Source organism: Pedobacter sp. AC163 (assembly GCF_979258665.1).
The window spans coordinates 5,221,288-5,236,728 of record NZ_OZ409872.1 but is presented as its reverse complement, the minus strand read 5'-3'; the positions used below and the strand labels follow the sequence as shown (position 1 = coordinate 5,236,728).

Below are 15,441 nucleotides of genomic sequence, written 5' to 3'. Positions count from 1 at the left end.
TTATTGATGGATTACAAGCTAAATCCGTAAGCTAAACGTAAACCGAAATAACCAGTGTTAACACTATTTTGCGATAATCCTTCATATTTTACACCTAAATCCAATCCATTATCCCAAGAATAACCAACTGCTGGTGAATAAACAAATGATGTTCCGCTACCTTCATTAGTACCAAAACCAGCACCTAATTCTGCTAAGCCATACAAGCCAGATCCAGACTGATCAAAGAAATATTTAGCACCAACTTTAACTGGGATATATCCGAAGCTAGGATAATTAAATCCTGTATCGCCAATTTCTTTGCCGCTGAAGTGCGTATAACCCGCTGTAACAGGGATTGATAATTGTTTGTCTACATTAAATTGGTAACGAAGATCTCCGCCAATTGCGAAACTATAAGCATCGCTAGTCGGTACGCCAACATTTAGTCCAATACCGAAGTTACGAGATTGTGCGTTAACATTTGTTGTAAAGAATAGAGCCACTACAGCTGCTGAGGTAGCAATAATTTTAGTAATTGTTTTCATTATAAGTTATTTTTTTGAGTTAAACTATATGCGAAACAAATACAAAATATGTGCCAAAAGAGCTTTTTTGTTTAATGAAGCGGTTAACGTAATAAGAACGTGCTTATTATGATTTTCCGAAAATAAACTAAAATGAAATTTTTGTCAAAATCTGTTTAGTTATTTGGTTAGTAGGCAATGATGCATCAAGCCAATTTATTAGAACACCATCTTTTTCCATTTTTCTAAAAAATGTATTTTGACGTTTCGCATATTGGCAAATAGCAATTCCTAACCTCAATTTAAATTCATCATAATCCATTAGGCCATTTAAGTATTTTACAATAAATTTATACTCCAACCCATAAAAAACTAGCATATCTTTTGAAACTCCGCATGAAATTAAATTCTCAACTTCATCGATCATGCCTGATGATAAACGATCGTCCAATCGTTTTAAAATCTTTGCTCTGGTTACTTCAACCTCGTTTTTAAGTCCGAATACAATAGGATTTATTTTTGGAGCTGTATTTATGGTGATATCGTTGTGCGCTAAAAAAGTAGCAACTTCAATTCCCCTTATCAATCTTTTCTTCGAATTTAAATCAACATAATCTACATCGTTATATTCTTTGAGCTTGGATATTAACTCTTCCTTCGTTTCAAGTTGCAATTTTTCTCTCAAACTTTCATTCACAGGAACAGCTGTATATTCCTGGCTTTGAAGTAGGCTATGGATATACATGCCAGTACCACCACATAAAACAGGAACTCGACCCCTTGCAGTAACATCACCAAATACCCGATAAAAATCCTTTTTAAAGGCATCTACGTGATATCTTTCCCCAGGCTCCAAGATATTTATCAAATGATATGGTATTTTACTATTTTGAATCGTGTATTCATCAAGATCTTTCCCAGTTCCAATGTCCATTCTTTTAAAAACCTGGCGACTATCGGCACTGATTATTTCCCCGTTAATGGCATGTGCAACATGAGCTGCTAATTTTGTTTTACCTGAAGCAGTTGCTCCCAAAATAATAATAAGATTAAAATCTTTCATGTTAAAATTTCAGGATATACTTTAAACTTCCAGTATTAAATACGGCGGCAGATGACAACGAATTCTCTTTAATTATGATCCGATTTAAATTTATATCTAACGAAAAAAACTGCGGATTTAATAGATCGGTTCGGATAAAGTTTAACTTTTGGTAAACCTCTCCCGCCGACCAATCCCGATCAGCATAAGTCATGATATCATCAGGATTATACAACGCTGAAAAGTGCGTGATTAACTTACTTAGCCCCCCAATAACAGAATATCCAGACTTCACCGCAAACCTGATCAATTCTGCTGATTTATAATTTTCTTTATAATTCATTTTGCGAAGTGCAGAAAAAGTACCAACTGCTACCAATTCATCTTTTTCAAACAACCCAAATTTGTGCCTACTACTTACAAAACCCTGTAAATGATTTTTGTTTAGAAACGGTTGTGCAATAGATTTATCGATTTTTTGAACAATGGTTTTTCTTCCGTGTATCCTTTTATTTAAACCTAAGATAGACTCAATTCTTCCCAAAACCTGGTTAGATTTATTAAACCAAACATCTTCCCATAAATGAATAAGCTTGGTTCCCTTAATTAAATATGATTGCTGTAGATCGATGAGTTGGTTTGGTGTAAACGTATTGTCGATATTTACTAAATGGACAATAACGGATTGACTATGAATAGAAAGCAAATTAAACTCACCTTCTAAAAAAAAATGGCACTCCAAATTCAAATCAGCTAATGCCGATTTAAGTTGTGTGTGCCATGAAAATATTATGGGTGGTTGGAGAATGTTCAATTATTCGATTAATTTGCTGATTGGCGCAAAATTAATCAAACAACTTTAAATCCATTCATTTTCTTTGAAGTGAGTGTGAAGAATTTCAACTAACGTTTCTATCTCTTTCAATTTAGCTTCATCTAATTCTGAAATTTTCAATCCCAGTTTATCATCCCCAAAGCTAACAAGGGCTTGGTTTTTAAATGTGAAATCTTTGCTATTCAGCTTAAGTTCTACCTCGCTTCCATTGATGTACAAGCCCACGAAAAACCTTTCAGTAACTTTAATGTCGTCATATTGAATATTTTTTTCGCTGTATAGATCGTAACCTGTTTCAGAATTTTCGTGTACCGTATAACCTCGAGTGGCATATGGTTGTACACTGGCTCTTATGGTTTGAAAAATTTCTACAAGATCGGTTTTCATATCAGTTGATTTTTAGTTTTTAAACAGCAGAACTATATTTTTGTTTAAATTTTATTGATCAAGCCACCATTTGAAAGTTGGCATTTCAGTGTTTAAAATCACGGTTTGGCCTAATTGAGGAGTAACAATTGGCATTTGTTTTTCATGGGCTGCATCGACCACTCTTTTTATTGAATCATTCCAAGGATGCATGGCTAAGCTGAATTTACCCCAGTGCACAGGCATTAGCACTTTTGCATTTAAATCAATCGCCGCCTGTACAGTTTCTTCGGGAAACATATGTATATGAGGCCAATAGGCATTGTATTGCCCACACTCGAGTAAAGCAATATCAAATGAACCGAACCTGGTTCCAATTTCTTTAAAATGATTATCGTATCCAGAATCTCCGCCTAGAAAAAGTTTCCAATTTTTATACTCCAGCACAAACGCCGACCAAAGTGTTTGATTACGTTTGAATTTTCGCCCTGTAAAATGCCTTGCCGGTACCGCTGTAAAGGTAATTCCATTCAACAAACTAGTAGTTTCATTCCAACACAACTCTTTAATCTTGTTTGGAGAAATCCCCCATCTTTCCAAATGTGAGCCCACCCCTATTGATGTAATAATGTTGGCGGTCTGGGGAACCAATTTTATGATGCTTTGATAGTCCAAATGATCATAATGATCATGAGTGATTAAAATCACATCAAGATCTTTAAAATCTTCAGCTTTCACAAAGTCAGTCCCCGCGAAAGCTTTACTCCCAATAAAAGAAAATGGAGACGGTACCTGACTAAAAACTGGATCAACTAAAATCCTTAAACCATCCATTTTAACTAAATAAGAAGAGTGGCCAAACCAAATAATTTCTGGAGCAGCCGTTGCTGGTTTACTATTTAAATCCGGTTGGATATGTTTTAAAGATTTTTGAGGGGTCTTATTTGGATGGTTATCGAACAAGAAAGCTTTCAGTACCTTGAAGAAACTTACGCCTTCGGGCTGCATTGGGGTGATCGATTGATTTTGTAAAGCACCATCACGATAATTGCTCAATTGATGGATTCTCTCAAGTCTGAATCCTCTTGGTAATCTTCCAAAAACAGGAAGGTTGGTGATCACTAAAAATAAGACGACAAATAAGAGTAAAAAATATAGCGCAATCATTAAGAAAAATTTTGGCCAATGTACGGATTAGATTGACCATCACTTCAATACTTAAGTCAGCGGAAAGCAAAATAAAAAGCCCCAGAAATGTGCTGGGGCCTTTGGTAATTTCAATAAAAATTAATTTTGAACGTTTTAAAGTGATAACTTTGATATCGGCTCAACATATAGCTTAGATAACTTATGTAATTCAAGTGAATTCATTTATTTGAAGTGCCATTAAACGGGGAGTGGTTATAACACTTCTCGTTTTACTTCATCACTTGCTTAGTGATTGCAAAATCGCTTCCTATCAATAATCATCATTTTGAGCAAATATTGGCTTTCTGCTCATCCATTTACCTCCTGTAAAATCTGGAAACTCCACTGTTTCGTTTCCTAACTCTATTGATTGTTCACTTAAAGGGGTAATGGCGCTCCAAGTTGCAGCGTCATAAACATCGAGCGGTGTAGGTAGCTTCCTTTTGGCTGATTCGATGAACGCGTTTATCACAAAGAAATCCATACCTCCATGTCCTGCACCCTGGGCATCATTTCCGTATTTTTTCCATAGCGGATGATCATACTTTTCGAGCCACTCTTTAGCATTATCCCAAGCATGTGGCTTGCTTATGCCTTCTACATAAATACTCTTGTTCACATCCATCCATAAACCCTTTGTACCCTGAAAACGGAAACCTAAAGAGTAAGGGCGTGGTAAATTAGTATCATGCTGCAAAATAATCGTTTCGCCATTTGCACAATCAATTGTGGTCGTTACAATATCTCCTAATCTGAAATTCACTTTAGCATTCGGATGGTTTGCACCTCCTTTTTCAACAATATAGTTATGCAAGCCACGAGATTTGGTTGCAAAGGAATTTAACTTCAAAAACCGGTTTCCCCTATTAATATCTATACATTGAGCAATCGGGCCGACACCATGTGTAGGATATAAATCACCATTGCGATGAACAGAATGGTTTGTTCTCCATTTGGCTTCTGAAAATCCTTTGTCACCAAATTCCACTCCGTGTCCATATGGATTAACGCCATCGTTGAATTTAACTTCCCTTAAGTCATGCTGATAACCGCCTTGAAAATGAATCATCTCCCCGAAAACACCCTGTCGAACCATGTTCAAAGCCGCGAGAACATCTCTCCGATAACAAACATTTTCAAGCATCATCACATGTGCATTACCTTTTTCTGCAGCGTGGACCACATCCCAATGATCTTGCAGGTTAATTCCCAACGATACCTCGGATCCTACGTATTTTATGCCGGCATCTATTGCACCGATTATCATTGGTTTATGCAGTTCCCATGGAGTAGAAATCACTACAGCTTTAATACCCTTTATTTCCAGCATTTTTCTCCAGGCATTTTCATCACCTGTAAAAATCTTTGGCATTGGCTTACCACTTTTCGCAACAATGGCTTTACTCATTGTTAACATTCTGTCATCTATATCGCAGATAGCCACCAATTCTACATCATTTCTTTTCAAAAGCAATTCCAAATGATTTTGGCCCCTTAAACCTACTCCGATCATCACCACTTTAATTTTATCATTAACGGGTGATGCAAAAATAGATTGATCTGGAAGGGCTGCGAAAGCAGCGGTGGTTAGTCCTGCGTTTTTAACAAATTGTCTTCTATCCATAAAGCTCAAATATTTTATATTGGTTACCCATTAAAAGATATTCGAATGTATCGATATTTAAATCTTGATTATAGGAAATGGAGTAAAAAAACAACGCAAACGTTTGATTATTTTCGTAATATTACATCACGAAGAAGTAGTTTAGCAGTCAAAATGCAATCCAAACCAACCACTATAAAAGAAATCGCCAGACTTTTGAACATTTCTCCTTCTAGCGTATCTAGAGGCTTACATGATCATCCCAGTATTGGAGCAGTAACAAGAGAAAAAATTAAGCAGTTGGCAAAATCACTTAATTATGAGCCTAATAATGCTGCAATTTTATTTCAAAAGGGCAAAACCTATACTATCGGTGTGATTTTACCTGAACTATCAGAGCTTTTTTTCTCCACAGCTATATCTGCAATTGAAGATGAGGCATTAAAAAAGAATTATACTGTAATTTTTGCCCAATCACATGATGATTATGATCAGGAAGTGAAGTTGGTAGAAAAGATGAAAAATCAACGTGTTGATGGCTTGTTGGTTTCTATCAGTAAAGACACTTCTAAATTTGATCACTTTGAAAAATTAAATTCTTTTAATATTCCTGTCGTATTTTTCGACCGCATTCCTCCCTTTAAAAATGTTCACTATGTAGCTTGCAGCTTAGAAAGCGCAACCGTTAAGGCTATAAATTACCTGCTTAAAAAAGGCCACAGAAGTATTGGGATGATAAACGGGCCGACCACCTTGTTCGCGAGCGAGGAAAGAAAAGATGGTTATATGCAAGCCATTACCTTTAACCGGCTGAAGTTCGATCCGTCTTTAATTGTTAACTGCGATTTAACTGAAAAAGGCACTATAGAAGCTGCCAATCAATTTTTAAATCATAAAAGGAAACCAACTGCAATTGTAGCCTTTAATGATTATGTTGCCTTATTTTTGATCAAATATTTTAAGAAACTCAATGTAATTAATGATTTTGACATTGTTAGTTATGCTAACTTACCCATTATAAGCTATATAGATCATTCACCAGTTGCATCAGTAGAACAGTATCCCTATTTGCAGGGACAGAAAGCCGCAAACATTCTTCTCGATTTAATGAATAGTCCCAATTCAGAAAACCAGGCATTTTATAACACCATAGTAGAATCAGACTTGATTGTAAACGAAGGCAAAGATTAATCAACACAAACGTTTGCGTGGAGTTTTAGATTTTGTTCAAACTTCCTGGTAAAATTTTATAAAGCTTTTTAAAAGCGTATATAAAGTGCTGTGGATTTTTATAACCTACTAAATACGATACCTCACTTACACTTTTTTTATCCTGAGTTAGGAAATGATAAGCCTGTTCCATTCTAATTTTATACAAATAACCAAATACGGTATATCCCGTAATTTCTTTAAAACCACGTTTAAGCTTGTAATCGTTTATACCAACCTTTCTTGCTAACTCGACAAGCGAATGCGGTTTTTGGAGATCAGACTCCACCAGCTTCTTTGCTAATAGAATTTTATCCACATCATCTTTCTTAATAAGAAAGCTCTCTGGCTTATGTTGCTGATCGATATAGTAAATAATCAGTTCAAAAATTTTAGATTCGATAAACAACCGATTTGCTCTACCAGCATATTTTGAATTGATAATGGATTGAAAGAGTAGCTCCATTTCTGGTGTTACCGTTTTTTCTTTTGGAAATGATTCTGCTTCGAATGTTTTATTGGCGATTCTTTGATAGTAGGATGAGGTAAGTTGAATATATAAATATTTAACCCTCCCATTAATATGGAGTACGGTATTGTTTAATTGTCCAAAAGCAATAGACTGTTGATTAGCGTTTATAATGACCGGGTCACTTGCTTCATCGGCCTTATTAATGAAAAGTACTCCTTCAATGCAATACAGAAAGCCAATATTTTCTTGAGCTGAGCTGTATCTAAAATCTTTAGGCTGATTGCTTTCAATGTCTGCAACAGTAACATGGATGCCTTCAAACCATTTCTCGCTGATTTTTATTTGATAATCAGCATTCGCTATTTCGCTACTGTGTTCATCAATATCCTTTGCAACTTCGAAATTATATGGATAGGTATTTGAATAAATAGGTTCTTCTGTAGCATAGTCTGATATTTTAATTCCCATGTTTTTTTAATCCGTATCACGGCATTAATTATCCGTTTGGCGTTATCTGATGTTTCTGATTATCGACAAATTTGCATAATTATTTATAATTAGTCTAAATAAATGAAAATATATTTATCCATCTTTTTAGTGTGTTGTGGATTTTTAACTGTGGCCCAGGAAATTAAAAAAGATACCACCAAGGCAACTGAATTGAAAGATGTTGTGGTTACTGGTCAGTTTGGTCCTCAATCGTTAAAAAATTCAGTTTACAATGTGCGAACGATTAGTGCAGAAAAAATTCGTTTACGTGGAGCTGTTAACTTACAGCAAGTTTTAAATACCGAATTAGGTTTCAGGTTTAGTAATGATTTAACATTAGGAACAACCGATGTAACCATAATGGGCATGACTGGTAGAAATGTAAAGGTCTTACTGGATGGCGTACCGATGATAGATCGATCTGATACAAGGGAAAGTTTAAACCAAATTGATATAAATACCATAGAACGTATTGAAATTGTTGAAGGGCCAATGTCGGTTGTTTACGGGGCTGATGCCTTAGCTGGTGTGATTAATATTATTACCAAACGTGCTGGAAAATCCTTGTTAAATATCACAGCAAGATTGCAGGAGGAAACTGTTGGAAACGAGTATAGAGTATTTTCGGACAAAGGAAATCATGTTCAAAATTTTGGGTTAAGTTGGCAAAACAACGGCTGGAGTGCCTTGTTTGGCGTAACGCACAACGATTTTGCTGGCTGGAACATTAAACCAAGCACTACTTCCAGAGACATTGTTGATCAGGATTTGGCGAGTGGCAACCGTTGGAAACCAAAAGAGCAGTGGCTTGCCAATACAAAGATTGGGTATAGAAACAAAGATTTTAATATTTGGTACAGATTGGATGGGCTGCAGGAAGAAATTATTAGCCGTCTCGGTATGAATACGCTGAATTACATCGCTGAATGGCAGACTTATAAAACCAAGCGTTACACCAATCAATTACAATCTGAATGGAGATTAAGTAATTCATTACAATTAACTGCCATAGCTGGTTATTCTGATTTGAAACGTTTAACCAGAACCATGAATCACAATTTCAGTACAGGTGCAGATGTGCTCAGTACCGAACAAGGAAAGCAGGATACTGCCAAATTTAACTCCACTATTTTCAGGGCCACAGCACAGTATATTTTAAATTCCAAAATTTCCTTTCAACCAGGTTTTGAATTTAACAGAGATGCAGCAAGTGGACAACGAATTAATGGTTCGCCAGTAATAAATGATTATGCGCTTTTTATTTCATCAGAGATTAAACCTATTGAAGGGATAAATATCAGGCCGGGGTTAAGATTTGTCAAAAATTCGGTGTACCCCGCTCCTCCTGTTATTCCATCACTAAACACCAAGTTTGTTTTAAGCAAAAATTTCGATTTGAGATTGGCTTACGCCCGTGGCTTTAGATCGCCAGCACTTAGAGAGTTATACTATGATTTTGTTGATGCCAGTCATAACATTATTGGTAATCCAAATTTAAAAGCTGAAGAGTCAAATAGTTTTAATGGCTCATTAACCTGGGCGGGACTAAAACTTGACAATTTACAAGTCAGATCAACCTTGGCAGGATTCTATAATCTTTTTAAAAACCGAATCTCATTTGCCCAATCGGCACAAGATGCAACGATGACTACGCTATTTAATGTAACAAAATTTAAAACTGCAGGATTTACCTTAGACAATACCATCATCTATAAAAATTTAAACGCAACCATTGGTGCATCCTACATCGGAAGATATAATGAACAATTACAAAATAATCCCGAGTTGACAATACCTGAATTTTCATGGTCGCCAGAAATTACCGCAACGATCTTATACAGCTTTTCAAAAATTAGAGGAAACATCAGTCTATTCTATAAATATTCGGGCGCTGTTCCGAGTTATCAAAGTGTAAATACCAATATTACAGATTACCAATTGGTTGAGATTGGTGGGTTCAGCTTAGCAGATTTGATGTTTAACAAAAGCATTTACAAATACATCACCATCAATGCAGGTGTTAAAAACCTGTTTAATGTAACCCGTTTGAGCAATACTTCAACCGCATCTGGAGGCGCACATAGTACGGGTGGTGGTGCAGTACCCTATAGCTATGGCCGCTCTTATGTACTTGGCTTAACATTTAACTGGAACAAATAATTTTTAAACACAATAAATAAGAACATGAATAAACTTAACTCAATGATTGCGATTGCTGCTTTGGCGATAACTTTTACGGCTTGCAAAAAAGATAGCGAAGAACCTATAATTGTAGTGCCACCTTCTGATGGAAGTACATTAACCCTTAGCGGTAAAACTGCTGAATCAAATTACGCAAATATTGTTTATGCTGATTTGAGCACTGATAAAGCGATAGCTGTTGAAAGGAAAAGTTTCAATTTTGGATTAACTTCAGATAGCAGATTTAGAGTTGTACTAAATGCAGCATACCAAACAACAGCTGTAACTACCTCAAAAAGTGATATCTCTGCTGTGACACTCGCAGATCCGGGTACCTCTGTAAACTTGAATCATGACATCACCGACCCCACAACTGTCTCACTTGTTGATTATTGGGATGGTGACGTTACTAAAACGGCAATCCCTGAAATAAGCGCTGTTGATGCGGAGAATAAAGTGTTCCTAGTCAGTTTTGAAGGAAGCAAAGAAAAAGAAAAGTGGTTTAAAGTTAGGATTACCCGGAATGGAGCTGGCTACAAAATTCAATATGCAAGATTAGGTGAAGCAGCCATTAAAATTTTGGATGTTGCAAAGAATGCTGATTATAACCTGGTCTTCGTTTCACTAGAGAATAATAAAGCTGTAAGTGCTGAACCTAGAAAAACAGAATGGGATTTTGCCTGGAGTTATGGAACATACAATTCTGGCTTAGGTTCACCTTATTGGTTTCAAGATTATATCGCGATTAACAATCTAGCAGGTATTTCAGCAGCGGAAGTTCTAAATACAAGCACATTAACATATGCATCCTTCGCCGAATCAAATCTATCAACTTTAACTTTTTTGACAACTAGAGATGCCATAGGAAGTAAGTGGAGATCAACTACAGGGACAGGTATTAAATCTGACCGTTTCTATGTTATTAAAGATGGTGCTGGTAATAATTATAAACTAAGATTTGTAAGTATGGGTGTTGGAAGCGATGGTGGTGAGCGTGGAAAACCTGTATTTGAATATAAGTTGGTTAAAAAAGGTTAGCCTGAATTATTTGCTCTCAATTAAAAATATGTTTTGTTAGTTGGATAGATGCTCCCCGCGATGGGGAGCTTTATCTTTTATAGGGCTTCGGGTTAATTGTTGGATGCTCAATTGTTGCATTGTCACATGCTAATTCCCAAACTGTCTTTTAAAGTTACAATCTCTAATAAGCAAATTGCCTGTTAGAGCTAGCAACGTTACAAGCTGCAAACTAATAATTAGGATGCCCACTCTTTTGCAGATAGTAAGTTTGGGATAACGATAGCTACTCAAAATGCACTAAACGCAAAAAGGGCTCCGGCATACCGAAACCCTTTTTGTTCTTACTCGCGAAATATTATTTTCCAGAGTTTTTCTTGTCAGTTACTTCTGCACGGATTTCTTGTGCTAAAACTTTAAGATCTTGCATTGCTTTACGCACACGAGTACCAGCAGCTGCATTGCCAGCATTATAAAATTTTTCTACATCTGCTTCAATCGCAGCAACAGCAGCTTTAACTTTTGAGAATTTTTCCATCGCTAATTGATGTTTTTAAGGTTTAAAAAATTTATTTTTTTCAATAATACATATTTACCTTGAATTAACAACAGAAAGCAAATTTTAATTTGAAAGAAGTTTTGCACATTCTAACAATCAAAAAAATGCCTTAGCAGTATTATAGATGTATTTTTTTGATTTTATCAGGCCGAATTTGGAAACCTAATTAAGCTGTTTTGATAACTTGATCAAATTATTAAAGGTTTCATTAGCGCTTCTAACGCATCGCTCGTAATCAGCACTTATAACACTTTCATTCAGTATAGTTACAAAATTTTTCCATTTTGAGCCTAGCTCTTCCCCATAAACACCATAATAGTTTAAACCGCCTTCGTGATTAGAAAAATTAGGGTTAGCCAAAATATGCTTCTTAATTACGTTTCCACCCAGTGTAGCGCCTTCCAGCACATATAATGCGCCTAATACTTCTGCATTGTTTTTTTCAGGCACAAATAATTCGAAGTTAAGCGCTGGCAAAGTCAAACTATCAATTTGCCAATACGCCAGGTCCTTTTCCAGCGCAGCTAATTTTAGTCTGTTCTTCATATCCAATCGATCAGCCAAATCATTATCTAACATATTGGCTAACTTATTTTCTAATTTTTGATGTATAATGTAATTAATGGTTAATAGTTTTTTATAGTTTTCAATGCTTAATGTATTGTTCATAATTTCATTTACAAACATTAAAGATTCTAATGCCGCATGATTTTCAGCGGTTTCCGTTCTCAATAAATTGGCAATCATATTTAGGTGATATCTAAAAGTAAATTGTAAAAAAGAAAAGATTCGGATTGAAGCCCGAATCTTTATTGTTATATCTAAAAAAATTAATTTAAACGTAAATGCTGGTTAAACCAAAAGTCGTGTACGGAGTGTACACATTTCAGTAAGTTATCGTAGCCATCGGGTTTTGTTAAATAAGCATTGGCACCAAACTCTATTGATGCTTTTACATCATCCGGATGATCTGAGGTGGAGAATAAAATCACCGGAACAGATTTTAAGTAAGGAATATCTCTAATAAATTTCAATAAATCTAACCCAGACAAACCTGGTAAGTTTAAATCCAATAAAATTAATTTCGGTTTGGTTTTAGTATCAGCGAAAGCCTGCAATTTTTCCAAAGCCTCTTTTCCGTCTTCTACAATACTCAGATTTAGCGTTTCTTTAACTTCTTGTACGGCGTTCTGCATAAAAAATGCATAATCCGTATCATCTTCTACATAAAATATGTCTGGCGTCATTCTATTTATTTTTAAAAGCCACATAGAAAGTTGAACCTGCATGGAGTTTGCTTTCAAACCAAACCCTACCGTTATGTCTTTCAACTATTCTTTTTACAATGGCTAAACCCACACCTGTTCCCTCAATATCCTTAACATTTTCCATGCGCTTAAAAAGCTCAAAGACTCTGTCGTAATAACGGTTATCAATTCCCATACCATTATCTTTAATCGTATAAATAGTTTCTCCACCATCTATAACAGCACTCACTTCAATTTTAGGGCTTTTAACCATTGACGAGTATTTTACAGCATTGCTGATAAGATTTGTAAAAACTTGAGCGATCATTGTTTTATCACCTTTCAGATCAACCAATTGCCCTAAAATCAATTCGGCATTGTCTGCTTTAAAAGCCGACCAGACTTCAGCGCTAACCTCAGCTAACAACGATTGCATATTTACCGTCTCAAAAACGATTTCAGAACGGCCTACACGAGCTAAATTTAAAATCTCCTTGATTAGAAAATTCATTTTGTTAGCACTGTTAACAATCCTATCCAGCATGCTCTTTCCCTTATCATCCAGCGTTTTGTTTTTCAACATCAGCTCTGCATAGGTTTTTATAGAGGTAAGCGGTGTTCTCAAATCGTGAGAAATGGTATAACTAAAAGTATCCAGTTCCTCATAAGCTGATTGTAGTTTCTCATTTAACAATCTAATCTCGTTGGCTTTCTTATTAATGTGAGCAACGATAATTTCCCGGATGCGCAAAACGGAAGTAATCTCTTCCGGCATCCATTTCTCGGATGTATTATTAACCACTTCAGACCAAGTTTCGAAAGACTTTCTTGGAGATAGACTCGCTAATCCATCCACAAAAGCGGTTACGGGTTTATCAGGATTTCCTGCCCAATTAACGGTAGATATTTGTTCTGGCTTAAACCAGATCATGATTTCAACGGGATCTTTACTTAGCGAACATGCCAAGATTCCAGATGCTATATCTTTATACTTTTTCGCTGGATGAAAAATTTCGGAAAGCCGATGCGTATAGTAAATCGATTCGTCGCTATTATCTTTAAGCCAGGCGACTAACTCCCATATCGACTCATCATCCGGAACTTCACCAATTGTTTTTAGCTCGTTTTCGAAAACAATCGCCACACCGGTTCCATGAGTAACATTCAGTAACGTTTCATCGTAATTGGTTAGTGCTTCAACTAGATACTTATCTCGATTGAGGTGTTCAGATAGTACATTCGCAGTGTTGTTGAATAATTCTACTGTTTCCGAATTTTCTTCTTCCTGTCTGTATTCCAATGCAGAAGACAAAATTTCGCCAATGAGCTTAGCGCCTTCGCGAGCTTTATAATCTATAAATTTAGGACTATAATTATGACAAGCAATCAAACCCCATAACTCGCCATTTGCGATTAACGAAATACTAAAGCTCGAATACACCCCCATATTTTTTAAATATTGGATATGGATAGGCGAAACAGCTCGCAAACTTCCGTTAGTTAAATCTAATGCGGTGGCTTCGTTGAAAGTTATTATAGGAGAATCATCGGTATTAACATCTGCAATTAGGCGTGTTAAATTTAGCTTATACAATTCTCTTGCTTGTTTCGGAATATCTGTCGCTGGATAATGTAAACCAAAAAATGGCTCTAAATGATCTTCCCTTTCTTCGGCTACTACTTCTCCGTGTCCATCATCTAAAAACTTATAAATCATGATACGATCATAACCAATAAGCTTTTTAACTTCGGAAGCGGCTCCTTTTAATAAGGCTGATACCGATTTACCTTGCAGCATTGCAGAGGCCGATCTGCCAACTAAACTTTGAATATCATATTGTAAACTTACTGGCTCAAATTCTAAAAGCCAATCGTTAACTGAAGTATTTATAATAAGATAAAATGGCTTTTCGTTTATTGCAATGGGATATGGACTAATGGCATCGAAACTTTTCCTAATCACCCCTAACTTTAATAAGTTTTCGATATTAAAATCAGGTTCATGAGCGAAATGATTTGACAATACCGAAATAGGCTGATCCAATAAATTTTTAGCTGGCGTAGAAAGATAATCGCTTGTGTTCTCACTTATATAGGTGATAGTGAAATCAATTTTATTGATAGCGATTAAAAAACCATGCGACTGAATTTTGCCGGGAATGTGAATAGGCTCTTTATCACAATTGGTTAAATCAACAGAAAATTTATTCATAGGATGTATTAGCACTTACAAAAGTATTAGAATTTTCTAAATGGCAAATATTACTGTTCTTTTAGAATGACTCTAATTTGCTATATTCAGTTTAGAGATTTATTTTTTATTTTATCTTTGTTCAAAATTTAAAAATCATCCCAACCTTGTCAAAAAAGAACATTCTGGTTATAGAAGATAACCATGCAATTTTAGATGTTATTACTCTTATCTTAGAAAGCGAAGCTTTTAATGTAGCGGGGTTAAACAAAGGCGCAGATTTTATTGAGCATGTATCCGAGTTTAATCCAGATGTTATCATCATGGATATCATGCTGCCGGATATTGACGGAAGAGTTCTTTTGAAAGAATTGAAAGAGAAAGACTCAACCAGCCATATTCCTGTGTTAATGATTTCCGCCCGTTATAATGCCACCAATTACACACTTGATGGGGTTTCTGCCGATGACTTTATGGCGAAGCCGTTTAATATTGATGAGCTGATGGATAAGATTTATGCACTTCTGAAAGCATAA

At 35.7% G+C, this 15,441-nt stretch carries 15 protein-coding genes; 4 read left to right on the top strand and 11 right to left on the bottom strand.

Annotation, left to right across the window (positions count from 1 at the left end; all coding sequences use genetic code 11):
* Positions 1-11: 11 nt before the first annotated feature.
* The 6 genes from ACZZZK_RS22695 to ACZZZK_RS22670 all read right to left on the bottom strand — a co-directional run bounded on the left by ACZZZK_RS22695 (position 12) and on the right by ACZZZK_RS22670 (position 5,561).
* A complete protein-coding gene (locus ACZZZK_RS22695) occupies positions 12-527 on the bottom strand; it encodes an outer membrane beta-barrel protein (RefSeq protein WP_463486131.1) in 516 nt (171 codons plus the stop codon).
* A gap of 127 nt (positions 528-654) precedes the next feature.
* Positions 655-1,569 (bottom strand): tRNA (adenosine(37)-N6)-dimethylallyltransferase MiaA, encoded by a 915-nt coding sequence (miaA, locus tag ACZZZK_RS22690; protein WP_463486130.1) that lies wholly within the window; start codon positions 1,567-1,569, stop codon positions 655-657.
* Between the two features lies 1 nt (position 1,570).
* Complete coding sequence (locus ACZZZK_RS22685) at positions 1,571-2,362, bottom strand: hypothetical protein (RefSeq protein ID WP_463486129.1); 792 nt, start codon at positions 2,360-2,362, stop codon at positions 1,571-1,573.
* Between the two features lie 45 nt (positions 2,363-2,407).
* A complete protein-coding gene (locus ACZZZK_RS22680) occupies positions 2,408-2,770 on the bottom strand; it encodes a hypothetical protein (protein WP_463486128.1) in 363 nt (120 codons plus the stop codon).
* Between the two features lie 51 nt (positions 2,771-2,821).
* Positions 2,822-3,916 (bottom strand): MBL fold metallo-hydrolase, encoded by a 1,095-nt coding sequence (locus ACZZZK_RS22675; RefSeq protein WP_463486127.1) that lies wholly within the window; start codon positions 3,914-3,916, stop codon positions 2,822-2,824.
* 292 nt (positions 3,917-4,208) lie between these two features.
* Positions 4,209-5,561 (bottom strand): Gfo/Idh/MocA family protein, encoded by a 1,353-nt coding sequence (locus ACZZZK_RS22670; RefSeq protein ID WP_463486126.1) that lies wholly within the window; start codon positions 5,559-5,561, stop codon positions 4,209-4,211.
* 153 nt (positions 5,562-5,714) lie between these two features.
* Between ACZZZK_RS22670 and ACZZZK_RS22665 the strand changes: the two genes are divergently transcribed.
* Positions 5,715-6,731 (top strand): LacI family DNA-binding transcriptional regulator, encoded by a 1,017-nt coding sequence (locus ACZZZK_RS22665; protein ID WP_463486125.1) that lies wholly within the window; start codon positions 5,715-5,717, stop codon positions 6,729-6,731.
* Between the two features lie 25 nt (positions 6,732-6,756).
* On the opposite strand, the gene ACZZZK_RS22660 is transcribed toward ACZZZK_RS22665, so the two are convergent.
* Positions 6,757-7,689, bottom strand: coding sequence for a helix-turn-helix domain-containing protein (locus ACZZZK_RS22660; RefSeq protein WP_463486124.1), 933 nt, complete (start codon positions 7,687-7,689; stop codon positions 6,757-6,759).
* A gap of 102 nt (positions 7,690-7,791) precedes the next feature.
* Between ACZZZK_RS22660 and ACZZZK_RS22655 the strand changes: the two genes are divergently transcribed.
* On the top strand, positions 7,792-9,870 hold the full coding sequence (locus tag ACZZZK_RS22655; RefSeq protein ID WP_463486123.1) for a TonB-dependent receptor plug domain-containing protein: 2,079 nt from the start codon (positions 7,792-7,794) through the stop codon (positions 9,868-9,870).
* A gap of 24 nt (positions 9,871-9,894) precedes the next feature.
* Entirely contained in the window at positions 9,895-10,929 is a 1,035-nt protein-coding gene (locus ACZZZK_RS22650) for an HmuY family protein (RefSeq protein WP_463486122.1), read from the top strand.
* Positions 10,930-11,266: 337 nt separating this feature from the next.
* On the opposite strand, the gene ACZZZK_RS22645 is transcribed toward ACZZZK_RS22650, so the two are convergent.
* The 4 genes from ACZZZK_RS22645 to ACZZZK_RS22630 all read right to left on the bottom strand — a co-directional run bounded on the left by ACZZZK_RS22645 (position 11,267) and on the right by ACZZZK_RS22630 (position 14,926).
* Complete coding sequence (locus ACZZZK_RS22645) at positions 11,267-11,446, bottom strand: hypothetical protein (RefSeq protein ID WP_010602585.1); 180 nt, start codon at positions 11,444-11,446, stop codon at positions 11,267-11,269.
* Between the two features lie 183 nt (positions 11,447-11,629).
* Positions 11,630-12,214, bottom strand: a complete 585-nt coding sequence (locus ACZZZK_RS22640) for a biliverdin-producing heme oxygenase (RefSeq protein WP_463486121.1) — start codon at positions 12,212-12,214, stop codon at positions 11,630-11,632.
* Positions 12,215-12,297: 83 nt separating this feature from the next.
* A complete protein-coding gene (locus ACZZZK_RS22635) occupies positions 12,298-12,714 on the bottom strand; it encodes a response regulator (RefSeq protein WP_056849278.1) in 417 nt (138 codons plus the stop codon).
* Position 12,715: 1 nt separating this feature from the next.
* The gene (locus ACZZZK_RS22630) at positions 12,716-14,926 is read right to left on the bottom strand and encodes an ATP-binding protein (protein WP_463486120.1); all 2,211 of its coding nucleotides are present in this window, start codon (positions 14,924-14,926) and stop codon (positions 12,716-12,718) included.
* Between the two features lie 146 nt (positions 14,927-15,072).
* Here ACZZZK_RS22630 and ACZZZK_RS22625 point away from each other — a divergent pair, with 146 nt between their 5' ends.
* Positions 15,073-15,441: a response regulator transcription factor gene (locus ACZZZK_RS22625; protein ID WP_463486119.1), complete on the top strand. Its 369-nt coding sequence runs from the start codon at positions 15,073-15,075 to the stop codon at positions 15,439-15,441.